The 15,108-nt window shown below is 75.2% G+C and carries 16 protein-coding genes; 9 read left to right on the forward strand and 7 right to left on the reverse strand.

All coding sequences use genetic code 11. The features are described 5' to 3' along the window. Window position 1 precedes the first annotated feature (1 nt). The 9 genes from ACTWO6_RS06530 to ACTWO6_RS06570 all read left to right on the forward strand — a co-directional run bounded on the left by ACTWO6_RS06530 (window position 2) and on the right by ACTWO6_RS06570 (window position 7,536). Window positions 2-490, forward strand: a complete 489-nt coding sequence (locus ACTWO6_RS06530; protein ID WP_446218755.1) for a Mov34/MPN/PAD-1 family protein — start codon at window positions 2-4, stop codon at window positions 488-490. Between the two features lie 68 nt (window positions 491-558). After that, window positions 559-924 (forward strand): MoaD family protein, encoded by a 366-nt coding sequence (locus tag ACTWO6_RS06535; RefSeq protein ID WP_446218757.1) that lies wholly within the window; start codon window positions 559-561, stop codon window positions 922-924. A 12-nt stretch (window positions 925-936) separates the two neighbouring features. Further along, the gene (locus ACTWO6_RS06540; protein WP_446218758.1) at window positions 937-1,902 is read left to right on the forward strand and encodes a PLP-dependent cysteine synthase family protein; all 966 of its coding nucleotides are present in this window, start codon (window positions 937-939) and stop codon (window positions 1,900-1,902) included. A gap of 222 nt (window positions 1,903-2,124) precedes the next feature. Continuing rightward, complete coding sequence (locus ACTWO6_RS06545; RefSeq protein WP_130332492.1) at window positions 2,125-2,871, forward strand: MBL fold metallo-hydrolase; 747 nt, start codon at window positions 2,125-2,127, stop codon at window positions 2,869-2,871. 91 nt (window positions 2,872-2,962) lie between these two features. Then, window positions 2,963-4,105, forward strand: coding sequence for a glycosyltransferase family 4 protein (locus tag ACTWO6_RS06550; RefSeq protein ID WP_446218759.1), 1,143 nt, complete (start codon window positions 2,963-2,965; stop codon window positions 4,103-4,105). Beyond that, a complete protein-coding gene (locus ACTWO6_RS06555) occupies window positions 4,102-5,271 on the forward strand; it encodes a glycosyltransferase (protein ID WP_446218760.1) in 1,170 nt (389 codons plus the stop codon). The genes ACTWO6_RS06550 and ACTWO6_RS06555 overlap by 4 nt, the downstream gene beginning before the upstream one ends. Window positions 5,272-5,389: 118 nt before the next feature. Further along, window positions 5,390-6,118, forward strand: coding sequence for a ribonuclease PH (gene rph / locus ACTWO6_RS06560; protein ID WP_446218761.1), 729 nt, complete (start codon window positions 5,390-5,392; stop codon window positions 6,116-6,118). Further along, window positions 6,115-6,732, forward strand: a complete 618-nt coding sequence (gene rdgB, locus ACTWO6_RS06565; RefSeq protein WP_446218762.1) for an RdgB/HAM1 family non-canonical purine NTP pyrophosphatase — start codon at window positions 6,115-6,117, stop codon at window positions 6,730-6,732. Before rph ends, rdgB begins: the two co-directional genes overlap by 4 nt. A 123-nt stretch (window positions 6,733-6,855) precedes the next feature. After that, a complete protein-coding gene (locus ACTWO6_RS06570) occupies window positions 6,856-7,536 on the forward strand; it encodes a hypothetical protein (protein ID WP_446218764.1) in 681 nt (226 codons plus the stop codon). Between the two features lie 29 nt (window positions 7,537-7,565). On the opposite strand, the gene ACTWO6_RS06575 is transcribed toward ACTWO6_RS06570, so the two are convergent. The 7 genes from ACTWO6_RS06575 to hutU are packed head-to-tail and all read right to left on the reverse strand — an operon-like array spanning window position 7,566 to window position 15,103. Continuing rightward, entirely contained in the window at window positions 7,566-7,772 is a 207-nt protein-coding gene (locus ACTWO6_RS06575; protein ID WP_425751855.1) for a DUF6186 family protein, read from the reverse strand. Continuing rightward, window positions 7,769-8,167, reverse strand: coding sequence for a hypothetical protein (locus ACTWO6_RS06580; protein ID WP_446218765.1), 399 nt, complete (start codon window positions 8,165-8,167; stop codon window positions 7,769-7,771). Before ACTWO6_RS06580 ends, ACTWO6_RS06575 begins: the two co-directional genes overlap by 4 nt. 34 nt (window positions 8,168-8,201) lie before the next feature. Next, entirely contained in the window at window positions 8,202-9,740 is a 1,539-nt protein-coding gene (gene hutH / locus ACTWO6_RS06585; RefSeq protein WP_446218766.1) for a histidine ammonia-lyase, read from the reverse strand. Next, window positions 9,728-10,906 carry an imidazolonepropionase gene (gene hutI, locus ACTWO6_RS06590; protein WP_446218767.1) on the reverse strand — a complete coding sequence of 393 codons (1,179 nt, stop codon included), beginning with the start codon at window positions 10,904-10,906 and terminating at the stop codon, window positions 9,728-9,730. The genes hutH and hutI overlap by 13 nt, the downstream gene beginning before the upstream one ends. Continuing rightward, a complete protein-coding gene (locus ACTWO6_RS06595; protein ID WP_446220575.1) occupies window positions 10,903-12,255 on the reverse strand; it encodes a formimidoylglutamate deiminase in 1,353 nt (450 codons plus the stop codon). The genes hutI and ACTWO6_RS06595 overlap by 4 nt, the downstream gene beginning before the upstream one ends. Next, window positions 12,252-13,451 carry an allantoate amidohydrolase gene (locus ACTWO6_RS06600; protein WP_446218768.1) on the reverse strand — a complete coding sequence of 400 codons (1,200 nt, stop codon included), beginning with the start codon at window positions 13,449-13,451 and terminating at the stop codon, window positions 12,252-12,254. The genes ACTWO6_RS06595 and ACTWO6_RS06600 overlap by 4 nt, the downstream gene beginning before the upstream one ends. Further along, window positions 13,448-15,103 carry a urocanate hydratase gene (gene hutU / locus ACTWO6_RS06605; protein WP_446218769.1) on the reverse strand — a complete coding sequence of 552 codons (1,656 nt, stop codon included), beginning with the start codon at window positions 15,101-15,103 and terminating at the stop codon, window positions 13,448-13,450. The genes ACTWO6_RS06600 and hutU overlap by 4 nt, the downstream gene beginning before the upstream one ends. Between the last annotated feature and the right edge of the window lie 5 nt (window positions 15,104-15,108).

Genomic DNA, 15,108 nt, shown 5'->3' on the forward strand with positions numbered 1-15,108 from the left:
CGTGCTGAGCATCGACCGGTCGATCGTCGACGCGATCGTCGCCCACGCGCGCCGGGACCACCCCGACGAGGCGTGCGGCGTGGTCGCCGGTCCCGTCGGCAGCGACACCCCGAGCCGGCACATCCCGATGGAGAATTCCGCCCGGTCCATGACGTTCTACGAGTTCGACTCGATGGAGCAGCTGCGGGTCTGGCGGGAGATGGACGACCGCGACGAGGAGCCGGTCGTCATCTACCACTCGCACACCGCGACCGAGGCCTACCCGTCCCGCACGGACGTCTCCTTCGCCGGTGAGCCGGGAGCGCACTACCTGCTCGTCTCGACCCGTGAGCCCGACACCGAGGAGATCCGCTCCTTCCGGATCGTCGACGGCGTGGTGACCGAGGAGCCGGTCCGGATCGTGGATGCCGCCGTGGACCCGCACGCCGTCCAGTCCTACATGTTCGGGCAGAGCCCGGCGACGGTCGACTACGAGTGTTCCGGCCGCTGACCTCTCAGCGCCGGCCCATTCCCGTCCTTCCCGTCACCGCGGCACACCCGATCAAGGAGCACGACATCATGGCTATCGAGGTTCGCATCCCCACCATCCTGCGCAGCTACACCGGCGGCGCGAAGGTCGTCGAGGGCGCCGGGGACACCCTGAGCGACCTGCTCACCGACCTGGACTCCCGGCACGCCGGCCTGAAGGCCCGGCTGGTCACCGACGCCGGTGCGCTGCACCGCTTCGTCAACGTCTACGTCAACGACGAGGACGTCCGCTTCCTCGGCGCGCTCGACGCCAAGCTCAACGACGGCGACAGCGTGACCATCCTGCCGGCCGTGGCCGGTGGCGCGTTCGGCTTCGCCGCTGCAGCGGCGATCGCGCAGCACAGTGCGGCGGCAGCCGCGCGCGCCGCGCGCGACGCGGCCGTCGCCGCCCGCTGAGGGCGGTCTTCCATGTCGCGGTACGACAGCCTGCTCGACGCCTGCGGCGGCACGCCCCTGGTGGGGCTGCCCCGGCTCTCGCCGACGGTGCCCGAGGGGGCGCCGCCGGTGCGGCTCTGGGCGAAGTTGGAGGACCGGAACCCGACCGGCAGCATCAAGGACCGCGCGGCCCTGTTCATGGTCCGGGCGGCCGAGGAGGCCGGCCGGCTCCGCCCGGGTGACACCATCCTGGAGCCGACCAGCGGCAACACCGGCATCTCGCTGGCCATGGTGGCCAAGCTGCGGGGTTACCGGCTGGTCTGCGTGATGCCGGAGAACGTCTCCACGGAGCGGGTCCAGCTGCTCCGGATGTACGGCGCGGAGATCATCTTCTCGCCGGCCGCCGGCGGCTCCAACCAGGCCGTCGCCACCGCGAAGCAGATCTCCGCCGAGCACCCCGACTGGGTGATGCTCTACCAGTACGGCAACGAGGCGAACGCCCGGGCGCACTACGAGACGACCGGGCCGGAGCTGCTGCACGACCTGCCCACGATCACCCACTTCGTGGCCGGTCTGGGCACCACCGGGACCCTGATGGGCACCGGGCGCTACCTGCGGGAGAAGGTCGACGGCATCCAGGTCGTCGCCGCCGAGCCCCGCTACGGCGAGCTGGTCTACGGCCTGCGCAACATCGACGAGGGGTACGTCCCGGAGCTGTACGACGCCACCGTGCTGTCGCGCCGCTTCTCGGTGGGCACCCGCGACGCGGTGCTGCGCACCCGTCAGCTCGTCGAGGTGGAGGGCATCTTCGCCGGGTTCTCCACCGGCGCGATCCTGCACGCCGCCCTGGCCGTGGCGCACGAGGCGGTCCGGGACGGCCGTCGGGCCGACGTCGCGTTCGTGGTCTGCGACGGCGGCTGGAAGTACCTCTCGACCGGGGCGTACGGCGGCACCCTCGCGGACGCCGAGGACGCCCTGGAGGGTCAGCTCTGGGCCTGACGCGCTGGTCCGGGCCGGTCGGCGGAGACGCCGGCCGGCCCGTCGGCGCCGGCTCGCGGCGATACGCGTACGGGTGTCACGTTGATGACATCTTCCGGCAGATGATTCTTCACCCGCAGTGGCGACGCGTAGGCTGCGCAGCGTGGCGTACGCGTCGGTAGAGATCATCGGCGGGGCGGTTGCCGGCGCGTCGACTACGCGGCGTGACATCAGGACGACCGGATGCGACTGACGGTCCTCGGCTGCGCGGGCAGCTTCCCCGGCCCCGAATCCCCCTGCTCCGCCTACCTGGTGGAGGCGGAGGGCTTCCGGCTCCTGATCGACTTCGGCTCGGGGTCGCTCTCCACACTCCAGCGCTACGTCGGGCTGCACGCCCCCGACGCGATCCTCCTCACCCACCTGCACTGCGACCACATGCTCGACGCGGTGACGTACGTGGTGGTGCGCCGGTACGCCCCCGACGGGCCGTACCCGCCCCTGCCGGTCTACGCCCCCTCCGGCGCACCGGACCGGCTGGCCGCCGCGTACGGCCAGGAGGGCGGGACGGTCGAGGACGTCTACCAGTTCTACGGCCTCCAGCCGGGCACGTTCCCGATCGGCCCGTTCACCGTCACCGTGGACCGGATGAACCACCCGGTGGAGACGTACGGCGTGCGGTTGGAGCACGACGGCCGGGTGCTCTGCTACTCGTCGGACACCGCCCCCTGCGACTCGTTGCTGCGGCTGGCCCAGGGCGCCGACCTCTTCCTCTGCGAGGCCAGCTACCTCGACGGCGTGGAGAACCCGCCGGACCTGCACCTCACCGGCCGGGAGGCCGGCGAGGTGGCGACCAAGGCGGGCGCCGGCCGGCTGCTGCTCACCCACCTGGTGGCGGCCTGGGGCAGCGAGGCGCACACCCTGGAGTCGGCCGCCGCCGCGTACACCGGTCCGCTCGAGGTGGTCCGCGCCGGCGCCTGCTACGACGTCTGACCGCCGCCCGGCGCGCCGGGTTGCCGTACTGTTCGCCGACCGGTCAGCGGCCGGTCGCCTGCCGCTCCGGTGCGGCCTCCACTCTCGGGCCATGCGGATCGCCATCGTGACCGAGTCGTTCCCGCCGGACGTCAACGGCGTGGCGCACTCCGTCGTCCGGACCGCGGAGCACCTGGTGGCGCGGGGGCACGAGCCGCTGGTCATCGCGCCGGCGCCGGCCGGCGCGCGGGGTCGGGCGGCCGACCGGCTGCCGTACCCGGTGGTGCGCATCCCCAGCGTGCCGCTGCCGCGGTACCAGGGCTTCCGGCTCGGCGTGCCCAGCGCCCGGCTGGCCGGCGCGCTGCTCGGCCACGAGCCGGACGTCGTCCACCTGGCCAGCCCGTTCGTCCTCGGCGCGGCCGGCGCGTCGCTGGCCACCCGGCACGGGCTGCCCACCGTCGCCGTGTACCAGACCGACGTCGCCTCCTACGCCCGGGCGTACCGGGTGGGGTGGGGCGAGGCGGCCGCCTGGCGGCGGCTGCGGGAGATCCACAACTCGGCGCAGCGCACGCTCGCGCCCTCCACCCGGGCCGCCGCCGACCTGATCGCCAACGGGGTGCAGCGGATCTGGCTGTGGCGCCGGGGCGTCGACGCGGAGCGGTTCCACCCGACCCGGCGCTGCGAATCGCTGCGGCGGGCGCTGGCGCCGGACGGCGCGGTGCTGGTCGGTTACGTGGGACGGCTGGCCCCGGAGAAGCGGGTCGAGCTGCTGGCGGCGACGGCCGAGCTGCCCGGCGTGCGGGTCGTGGTGGCCGGCGGCGGGCCGCTCCGGCGGCAGCTCGAACGGGCCCTGCCGGCGGTGCGTTTCCTCGGCGTCCAGCAGGGCGAGGCGCTGGCCCGGCTCTACGCCAGCCTCGACGTCTTCGTGCACACCGGCCCGCACGAGACCTTCGGCCAGACCCTCCAGGAGGCCGCCGCCAGCGGGGTGCCGGTGGTCGCGCCGGCCAGCGGCGGGCCGGTGGACCTGGTCGAGTCGGGGGTGACCGGGCTGCTGGTCCCGCCCGGCGACGGCGGCGCGCTGGCCACCGCCGTCGCGGAGCTCGCCGCCGACCCCACCCGCCGGACGGCGTACGGCCGCGCCGCCCGCGCCGCGGTCAGCCGGCGGAGCTGGGGCGCGGTGGGGGACGAGCTGATCGGCCACTACCGGGCCGCGGTGGCCGGCGCGCCGACCACCGGCCTGGCGGCGTGGGGATGACCGGTCAGGCGGGGCGCCGGGCGCTGCGGATCGTCCGGGTGGCCAACTTCGTGACCGGCCGCTCCGGCGGCCTGCGCACCGCGCTGCGGCACCTCGGCGAGGGCTACCTCGCCGCCGGCCACGAGCCGGTGCTGGTGGTCCCGGGCGAGCGGTACGGCGACACCCGGCGGCCCTGGGGGCGGGTGGTCACCCTGCCCGGGCCGGTCGTCCCCGGCAGCGGCGGATACCGGCTGCTGACCGACCGGCGACGGCTGGCCGGGGTGCTGGCCGACCTCGCCCCCGACCGGCTGGAGGTCTCCGACCGGAGCACCCTGCGCTGGACCGGCCGCTGGGCGCGGGAGCGCGGCGTGCCGTCGGTGATGGTCTCCCACGAGAGCCTGACCGGCCTGCTCGGCCAGTGGCGGCTGCCCGCCGGCCCGGCCCGCCGGGTCGCGGACCGGCTGAACCGGGAGACCGCCCGACGGTACGACCGGATCGTCTGCACCACCCGCTGGGCGGCCGAGGAGTTCGAACAGCTCGGCGCGCCCCGGGTCGACCTGGTGCCGCTCGGCGTCGACCTCACCACGTTCCACCCGGACCGCGCCGACCCGGCGCTGCGCGAGCGGTACGCCGACGCGACCGAGGTGCTGCTGGTGCACTGCGCCCGGCTCTCCGTGGAGAAGCGGCCCGAGCTGGCGGTCGACGCGCTGGCCCGGTTGCGCCGGGCCGGCGTACCGGCGGTGCTGGTGATGGTCGGCGACGGGCCGCTGCGGTCCGCGCTGGTGCGGCGGTCGGCGGGCCTGCCGGTGCACGTCGCCGGTTTCCTGCCCGACCGGACCGCGCTGGCGGCGCTGCTGGCCACCGCGGACGTGGTGCTCGCGCCCGGCCCGGTGGAGACCTTCGGACTGGCCGGGCTGGAGGCGCTGGCCTGCGGTACGCCGGTGGTGGCCAACGCGGCCAGCGCGCTGCCCGAGGTGATCGGGCCGGCCGGGCTGGCCGCCTACGGCACCCCGACTGCCATCGCCGCGGCGGTCGTCCGGTTGCTGGCGCGCCCGACGGCGGACCGGCGGGCGGCGGCCCGTCGCCGGGCCGAGGAGTTCGGCTGGCCGGCAGCGGTCGCCGGTTTCCTCCGGGCGCACGGCGTCGAACCCGGGCCCGCGCAGTCCGACGTCACCGCCGTCTCCTGACCCGCCCGCTGCTCCGCTGCGGCGGAGGCAACACCACCGCGGGCGGCCCGACCCATTCCGCCGACTTCCCGGGCACACCGCGAGACGGTTCGATCACGGCACCGCATAAGGTGCAGGCATGGCGCGACCTGACGGGCGGCAGCCCGACCAACTCCGACCGGTGACCCTGACCCGGGGCTGGAGCACCCACCCGGAGGGCTCCGTCCTCGTCGAGTTCGGCGCGACGCGGGTGCTCTGCACCGCGAGCGTCACCGAGGGCGTGCCCCGCTGGCGCAAGGGCTCCGGGCTCGGCTGGGTGACCGCCGAGTACGCGATGCTGCCCCGGGCCACGAACACCCGGTCCGACCGGGAGAGCGTGAAGGGCCGCGTCGGCGGTCGTACCCACGAGATCTCCCGGCTGATCGGCCGGAGCCTGCGCGCCTGCATCGACCTGAAGGCGCTCGGTGAGAACTCGGTCGTGCTCGACTGCGACGTGCTCCAGGCCGACGGCGGCACGCGGACCGCCGCGATCACCGGCGCGTACGTGGCGCTGTACGACGCGGTGAGCTGGCTGGGCGAGCGCAAGGCCCTCGCCGGCAAGCCGGAGAAGGTGATGCACCGGTCGGTGGCCGCGGTCAGCGTGGGCATCATCGACGGCGAGCCGCGGCTGGACCTCTGCTACACCGAGGACGTGGCGGCCGAGGTCGACATGAACGTGGTCTGCACCGGCACCGGCGACTTCGTCGAGGTGCAGGGGACGGGCGAGGCCGGGATCTTCGCCCGCGACCAGCTCGACGCCCTGCTCGACCTGGGCGTGGCGGGCTGTCTGGAACTGGCCGACGCACAGCGGAAGGCGCTCGCCTCATGAACAAGGTCCTCCTCGCCACCCGGAACCGGAAGAAGCTCGTCGAGCTGCAGCGGATCCTCGACGGCGCGCTCGGCGCGCACCGGATCGCCCTGCTCGGCCTCGACGACGTGGAGGAGTACCCGGAGCTGCCGGAGACCGGCCTGACCTTCGGCGAGAACGCGTTGATCAAGGCGCGCGAGGGCGTCCGGCGGACCGGCCTGCCGACGATCGCCGACGACTCCGGGCTGGCCGTGGACGCGCTCAACGGCATGCCCGGCGTGTTCAGCGCCCGCTGGGCCGGCCGGCACGGCGACGACCTGGCCAACCTCCAGCTGGTGCTGGACCAGATCGCCGACCTGCCGGACGAGCACCGGGCCGCCTCCTTCGTCTGCACGGTGGCCCTGGTGCTGCCGGGCGGCAAGGAGCACCTGGTCGACGGCCGCCAGTCCGGCCGGTTGCTGCGCGCGCCGCGCGGCGACGGCGGCTTCGGGTACGACCCGATCTTCCTCGGCGACGGGCAGCAGCGGACCAACGCGGAGCTGACGCCCGAGGAGAAGGACGCGGTCAGCCACCGCGGCAAGGCGCTGCGCGAGCTGGCCAAGCTGGTCGCCAAGGTGCTCCCGCCGCCGGCCTGACCGCCCGCTGGCCGGCTGAGTGGACCGGCGGACCAGCACGTGTCCGACGCGCCGTCCGCTCGGTGGCGGTTCCTTTGTCCGCCCCGTCTACCCTGACCGCACCGCTGGCAGGGGAGGGCGGCCGTGCAGATCACCGAGGTCAGCGAGCTGGGGCTGCGGTCCGCCGTGATCACCCTCGCCCGGGCCGGGTCACCGATGCGGATCGTGCTCTTCCCGATGGTCCACTTCGGGCTGCCGTCCTTCTACCGGCAGGTCTCCAGCCGGCTCTCGGCGTGCGACCTGATCATGGCCGAGGGGTACGACGGCCCGAGCGGTACCGGCCTTGCGTACGCGATCGCCTACCGACTGACCCGGCAGCGCGGCGCGCGCGGGCTCGTCAACCAGGACATCGACTACCGGGCGCTCGGCGTACCGGTGGTGTGGCCGGAGCGGCTGACCGGTGGGGGGCGACGGGACCGGCTGTCGTGGTGGGGTTGGCTCGACGTGGTCCTGCTCGTCCCGGTGCTCACCGTGATGGCGGCCGTCGGCGGCCGGAGTCAGCTGTTGCGGCGCGGGTACGAGGTGAGCGACGACACCGACCCGCGGATCTTCCTGCGTTTCCTGCAGAAGCCGCTGCTGGAGGATCGGGACGACGAACTCCTCGCCGAGCTGGCCCGGATCCACGACGCCCGCCACGACGAGGCGATCCGGGTCGCGGTCGTCTACGGGGCGGCTCACCTGCCCACGGTGGTCCAGACCCTGCGCGAAAGGTACAGCTACCGCGCCGTCCGGGGCGGGGAGTGGCTCACGGTGATCGACCTCTGACCGGGATGCCCCCTCCGATTGCGGCGGCGTCACCGGGCGAGGAAGTGCCAGCCGAGCCAGAGCCAGACGCCGAGCACGACCGCCCGGCCGGCGGTGCTCCGGAGCGCCGCCGTGAGCGCCTCACCCAGCGGGACGAGCCCGGCCCGGCCCGCGCCGCGCCGGGCGGCCACGTCCGTCCACAGCATGGCCAGGATGATCGCGGCGAAGCCGGCGACGATCACGGCGCGGCCGTTCACCGGGTCACCAGCCATCCGCCGGTGCCGAGCCAGAGCAGATAGCCGGCGACCCGCCCCGGGTAGGTGGCGAGCAGCGGATCGGCGAGGATGCTGAACGTCGGGTGCGCCTCGTCGTTGCCGGCCAGGAAAGCGCCCAGCTCCCACAGGCAGAAGAGCACCCCGAGACCGAGCCAGGTGGCGGCGGTCCGCCGGCCCACGGCCCGCTGCCGGGTCGGTGTCCGCCGGAGGCCGACCCCGAGCAGCACGCAGCCGGGCAGCAGGACGGCGACGGCGGCGGGACCGGTGAGCGGTCGGGCGCTCGCCGCCACCAGGACGTATCCCACGAGGGCGGGCCAGAGCAGCCGGCCCCGCCGGAGGGGCGCCGGCACGTCGACCGGTCGGGTCGTCGGCTCCACCCCTCCAGTGTGGATCGCCCGGGTCCGGAACCGGTCAGCCGAGCGGACCGACCTCCCGCTCGATCGCGGCGCGCAGCTCCGGCCCGGCCAGCACCGCCCGGGCCGCCTCCATCACGGGGGCGAGGAAGACGTCCGGCCCCGGCTCGCCGGCGATCCCGCCCAGCGCCGCCACCGCGGCCCGGCCGGCCGGCGAGGGCTCCAGCGGGGCACGGAGCTGGAGCCCACGTACGGCCGCCAGCAGCTCCACCGCGAGCAGGCTGGTCAGGTTGTCCAGCACGGTGCGCAGCTTCTTGGCCGCCGCCCAGCCCATCGAGACGTGGTCCTCCTGCATGCCGCTGGTGGGCAGCGAGTCCACCGAGGCGGGGGCGGCGAGCCGGCGGTTCTCCGCGACGATCCCGGCCGCCGTGTACTGGGCGATCATGAGGCCGGAGTTGACCCCGGCGTCGGGGGAGAGGAAGGCGGGCAGCTCCCGGTTCCGGGTGACGTCGAGCAGCCGGTCGACCCGGCGTTCGGCGATCGCGCCCACCTCGGCGGCGGCGATGGCCAGGTAGTCGGCGGCGAAGCCGAGCGGCGCGCCGTGGAAGTTCCCGGTCGACTCGACCCGCCCGTCCGGCAGCACCACCGGGTTGTCCACCACCGAGCGCAGTTCCCGCCCGGCGACCGTCTCGACGAAGTCGAGGGTGTCCCGGGCCGCGCCGGCCACCTGCGGCGCGCAGCGCATCGAGTACGCGTCCTGCACGGCGTGCGCCAGGTCGTCCCGGTGCGAGTCCATCACCCGCGAGTCCTGGAGCAGCCGGTGGATGTTCGCCGCCGACGTGGCCTGCCCGGGGTGCGGGCGGATGGCGTGCAGCTCGGGCATGAAGGGCCGCTCCGAGCCGAGCATCGCCTCGATGGCCAGGGCGGCGGTGACGTCGGCCATGGCGAACAGGTGCCGGGCGTCGTGGATGGCCAGCAGCAGCATGCCGAGCATCCCGTCGGTGCCGTTGATCAGCGCCAGCCCCTCCTTGGCGGCCAGCTCGATCGGCGCCAGCCCGACCCGGCGCAGCGCCTCGGCCGCGTCGAGCCGCTCGCCGGCCGGCCCGAGCACCCAGCCCTCACCGAGCAGCACCAGCGCGCAGTGGGCGAGGGGGGCCAGGTCGCCGGAGGCGCCCAGCGAGCCGTGTTCCGGCACCCACGGGGTGACCTCGTGGTTGAGCAGGTCGACCAGGGCCTCGGCGACCAGCGGGCGGACCCCGGAGCGGCCCAGCGCCAGCGAACGGACCCGGAGCAGCATCATCGCCCGGACCACCTCGCGGGGCATCGGCGCGCCCACTCCGGCGGCGTGCGAGCGGATCAGCGCGTGCTGGAGTTCGGCCCGCCGCTCGGGCGCGACGAAGGTGTTGGCGAGCGCCCCGAAACCGGTGGAGACGCCGTAGACGGGCCGGCCGGCGGCCTCGATGCCGTCCACGATCGCCCGGCTGGTCGCCATGGCGTCCACGGTGGCCGGATCGAGCACCACCTTGGCGGTGCCGCGGGCCACGGCGAGCACGTCGGCGGGGGAGATTCCGGTGGGCTGGATCATTACGGTCGACATTGCGGGACTCCGTTGTGCAGAACCTGGCGGATCAGTGGCACACCTGGCCGGTAGGCCAGGTGCAGGTGGGACGGGGCGTCGAGGATCATCAGGTCGGCCCGGGCGCCGGGCCGCAGCCGGCCGACGTCGTCGCGGCGCAGCGCCGCGGCCCCGCCGGCGGTCGCGGCCCAGACCGCCTCCGCCGGGGTCATCCGCATCTCGCGTACGGCGAGCGCGACGCAGAACGGCATCGACGAGGTGTACGACGACCCGGGGTTGCAGTCGGTGGCCAGCGCCACGGTCGCGCCCGCGTCGAGCAGCCGGCGGGCGTCCGGGTACGGCGACCGGGTGGAGAACTCCGCCCCCGGGAGCAGGGTGGCGACGGTCGGCGAGCCGGCCAGCGCGTCGACGTCGGCGTCGGACAGGTGGGTGCAGTGGTCGACGCTGGCCGCGCCGAGTTCCACCCCGAGCCGGACGCCCGGCCCGGGGCCGAGCTGGTTGGCGTGCAGCCGCACGCCGAGCCCGACCGCCTGCCCGCAGGCGAGGATCGCCCGGGCGTGGTCGACGTCGAAGGCGCCCCGCTCGCAGAAGACGTCGATCCAGCGCGCGTACGGGGCGGCGGCGGCGAGCATCGGCCCGCACACCATGCCGACGTAGTCGTCGGGACGGTCGGCGTACTCGGCGGGGACGACGTGCGCGCCGAGGAAGGTGGTCTCCTCGGTCACCTCGGCGGCGATCCGCAGCGAGCGGGCCTCGTCGGCGACGGTGAGGCCGTACCCGCTCTTGGTCTCCATGGTGGTGGTGCCCTGCCGCATGGCCTCGGCGCGGAGCCGGCGCACGGTGGCCCGCAGCTCGTCGTCGGAGGCGGCCCGGGTGGCGCCGACCGTGGTGCGGATGCCGCCCCCGGTGTACGGCTGCCCGGCCATCCGGGCGGCGAACTCCGCGGCCCGGTCCCCGGCGAAGACCAGGTGGGCGTGGCTGTCCACGAAGCCGGGCAGCACGGCCGCCCCCTCGGCGTCGATCCGCCGGTCGGCGGCCGGGGCGTCCCGGGTCGGCCCGATCCAGGCCACCCGCCCCTCCTCGACCAGCAGGGCGACGTTCCGGCGGATGCCCAGCGGGCCGGCCTCACCCTCGCCGGGGGAGTTGGTGACCAGCTCGCCGATGTCGTCGATCAGCACGCTGCTCATCCGGTGACCTCCCCGATGGCGGCGCGCAGCTCCGCCGGCACGTCCACCGTCCGGTGCCGTCCCTCGGCGACCACCACGCGCCCGTCCACCACGACGTGGCTGACGTCGGCCGCGGTGGCGGCGAAGAACGCCCCGACCGGCGGCACCCCGGCCGTGCGGGCGCTGTCCAGCCGTACGGTGACCAGGTCGGCGCGGTCGCCGACGGCGAGCCGGCCGGCGTCCGCCCAGCCCAGCGCGGCGTGCCCGGCGGCGGTGGCCGCGGTCAGCAGCTCGACGGGGCTGAAGTGGCCGCGCCGCCGGGTCCGCAGCCGTTCGTCCAGCTCCACCGCGCGGGCCTCCTCGAAGAGGTCGACCACGGCGTGGCTGTCGCTGCCCAGGCTGAGCGGGCTGCCCGCCTCGGCCATCCGCCGGGCCGGCCCGATCCCGTCGGCCAGGTCCCGTTCCGTGGTGGGGCAGAGGCAGATGCCCGTCCGGCTCTCCCCGAGCAGCGCCAGGTCGGCGCTGGTGGGGTGGGTGGCGTGCACGGCGGTGGTCCCCGGGCCGAGCACGCCGTGGTCGGCGAGCAGCCGGGTCGGGGTGCAGCCGTGCAGCGCGCGGCAGGCGTCGTTCTCGGCGGGCTGCTCGGAGAGGTGCACATGCAGCGGCACGCCGGCGCGGTCGGCCAGATTGGCGACGGTGGCGAGCTGCTCGGCCGGCACCGCGCGGACCGAGTGGATCGCCGCCCCGACACGCGTGTGGTCGTTCTCCGGCCGGAAGGCGCCGACCCGCTCCGCCCAGCGCAGCGCGTCCCCGTCGCCGAACCGCCGCTGCGGCCCGGCCAGCGGCGCGCCGTCCACCGTGGCGGTGAGATAACAAGCGTCGAGCAGGGTGAGCCGGATGCCGGCGTGCGCCGCCGCCTCGACCAGCGCGGCGGACATCGCGTTCGGGTCGGCGTACGGCTTACCGTCGGGGCCGTGGTGCAGGTAGTGGAACTCGCCGACGCAGGTGATCCCGGCGAGTGCCATCTCGGCGTACGCGGCCCGGGCCAGCGCCAGGTAGGAGTCCGGGTCCAGGCGGGCCGCGACGTCGTACATCCGGTCCCGCCAGCTCCAGAAGTCGCCCCGGCCGGCGTGGGTCCGCCCGCGCAGCGCCCGGTGGAAGGCGTGCGAGTGCGCGTTGGCCAGCCCGGGCAGGGTGAGCCCGGGCAGCCGGACCGCGTCGCGGAGCACCTCGATCCCGGCGGTCGGGGCGCCGCCGCCGACCAGCGGCGTCACCGCGGTGATCCGGCCGTCCTCCGCCTCGATCAGCACGTCGGCGGTGGGTTCGGCGTGGTCGGGCAGCCAGGCGTACTCGGCGAGCCAGCGGGTCAGCGGCATGCCAGCTCCTCCAGCACCCGGGCCAGGGCGGTCACCCCGGCCGCGCAGTCGGCGTCGGTGGCGGACTCGGCCGGGGAGTGCGACACCCCGGTCGGGTTGCGCACGAAGAGCATCGCGGTGGGCAGGTGCGCGGACAGCACCCCGGCGTCGTGCCCGGCGCCGGTCGGCAGCACCGGCGCGTCGAGCAGCGTGGCCAGCCGCTTCGCCAGCCCGCCGTCGAACGCCACCAGCGGCGTCGCCGACTCCTCGGTCAGGGTCAGCTCGGTGCCGTCCCGCCTCGCCCGCTCGGCGGCCTTGGCGCGGACCGCCTCGACCAGGCCGTGCAGGGTATCGGGCTCGGCCGCCCGGGCGTCCAGCCAGCCGGTCACCTTCGACGGGATGGCGTTGGTGGCGTTCGGCTCCACCGCCACCCGGGCCACGGTGGCGTGCGCGTCGCGGAGCCGAGCCTCCTTGTTCGCCGCCAGCACCGTGAAGGCGTACGTGAGCATCGGGTCGCGGCGGTCGGCCATCCGGGTCGTACCGGCGTGGTTGCCCTCGCCGTGGAAGTCGAAGCGCCAGCGGCCGTGCGGCCAGATCGCGCTCGCCACCGCGACCGGCGCGTCCTGCTCGACCAGCGCGCGGCCCTGCTCGACGTGCAGCTCCACGAAGGCCGCGAAGCGGCCGAGCAGCGCCGGGTCGGCGCCCGCCGGACGGTCACCCAGCGCGTCGGCGAAGCTCACCCCGGCCGCGTCGCGCAGCCCGGCCGCGCGCTCCACCGCGATCTCCCCGGTGAGCAGCCGCGACCCCAGGCACGGTACGCCGAAGCGCGCCCCCTCCTCCTCGACGAACGCGCCGACCACCACCGGCCGGACCGGGGTGACCCCGGCGGCCCGCAGCTCGTCCACGGCGAGGAACGCGCTGACGATGCCGAGCGGCCCGTCGTACGCCCCGCCGTGCGGCACCGAGTCGAAGTGGCTGCCGGTGAGCACCGCCTCGCCGGCCGCCGGGTCGCCCCACCAGGCGAACAGGTTGCCGTTGCCGTCGGAGTGCACCGGCATGCCCCGCCGGTCGGCCTGCTCACGGAACCACTCCCGCAGCCACACCTCCGGCTCGGTGAGGGCGTAGCGCAGGTAGCCGCCGCTGCCGGCGTCCCGCCCGACCGGGGCGATCTCGTCCCAGAGCCGGCGGAACCGGCCGGCCAGGTCGGTCACGCCGGACCCTCCGCCATCGGCACCCGGACACCGGTCCGCTCGGCGACCTCGCGGGCGGTGTCGTAGCCGGCGTCGACGTGCCGGATGACGCCCATCGCCGGGTCGTTGGTGAGCACCCGCTCGATCTTCTGCCCGGCCAGGGCGGTGCCGTCGGCGACGCAGACCTGGCCGGCGTGGATGGACCGGCCGATGCCGACCCCGCCGCCGTGGTGGATGGAGACCCAGGATGCCCCGCTGGCGGTGTTGACCAGCGCGTTGAGCAGCGGCCAGTCGGCGATCGCGTCGGAGCCGTCGGCCATCGCCTCGGTCTCCCGGTAGGGGCTGGCCACGCTGCCGCAGTCCAGGTGGTCGCGGCCGATCACCACGGGCGCGGACAGCTCGCCGGAGGCGACCATCTCGTTGAACCGCACCCCCGCCTTGTCCCGCTCGCCGTAGCCCAGCCAGCAGATCCGTGCGGGCAGGCCCTGGAAGGCGACCCGCTCGCCGGCCATCCGCATCCACCGGGCGAGGGACTCGTTCTCCGGGAACAGGTCGAGGATGGCCCGGTCGGTGGCGGCGATGTCCTTCGGGTCGCCGGAGAGCGCCGCCCACCGGAACGGGCCCTTGCCCTCGCAGAACAGCGGCCGGATGTACGCCGGCACGAAGCCGGGGAAGTCGAAGGCCCGCTCGTACCCGCCGAGCTTCGCCTCGCCGCGGATCGAGTTGCCGTAGTCGAAGACCTCCGCGCCCGCGTCGAGGAAGCCGACCATCGCCTCGACGTGCTTGGCCATGGAGGCCCGGGCCCGGTCGGTGAAGTCGGCCGGCTTCGCCGCCGCGTAGTCCCGGGCGTCGGCCAGCTCCACCCCCTCCGGCACGTACGACAGCGGGTCGTGCGCGCTGGTCTGGTCGGTGACGATGTCGATCTCCACGCCCCGGCTCAGCAGCTCCGGGAAGACCGTCGCGGCGTTGCCGACCACGCCGACGCTGAGCGCCCGGCGCTCCCGCTTCGCGGCCAGCACCCGCTCCACGGCGTCGTCGAGGGAGTCGGCGACCTCGTCCAGGTAACGGTCGTGCACCCGGCGGTCCAGCCGGGTCCGGTCCACGTCCACGATCAGGCAGGCGCCGCCGTTCATGGTGACCGCGAGGGGCTGCGCCCCGCCCATCCCGCCGCAGCCGGCGGTCAGGGTCAGCGTCCCGGCCAGGGTGCCGGCGAACCGCTTCGCGGCGACGGCGGCGAACGTCTCGTAGGTGCCCTGAAGGATGCCCTGGGTGCCGATGTAGATCCACGAGCCGGCGGTCATCTGCCCGTACATGGTCAGGCCGAGCTGCTCCAGGCGGCGGAACTCCGGCCAGGTGGCCCAGTCGCCGACCAGGTTCGAGTTGGCCAGCAGCACGCGGGGCGCCCACTCGTGGGTCCGCATCACCCCGACCGGGCGGCCGGACTGCACCAGCATCGTCTCGTCGTCGCGCAGGTCGGTCAGCGTCCGCACCAGGGCGTGGTACGACGGCCAGTCCCGCGCGGCCTTCCCGGTGCCGCCGTAGACGACCAGGTCGTCGGGGCGCTCGGCCACCTCCGGGTCGAGGTTGTTCATCAGCATCCGCAGGGCGGCCTCCTGCGGCCACCCCTTCGCGGTGCGTGCGGTGCCGCGGGCGGCGCGGACGGGCTGGTGCATCTCGT

This window comes from Micromonospora sp. IBHARD004, from assembly GCF_052814115.1.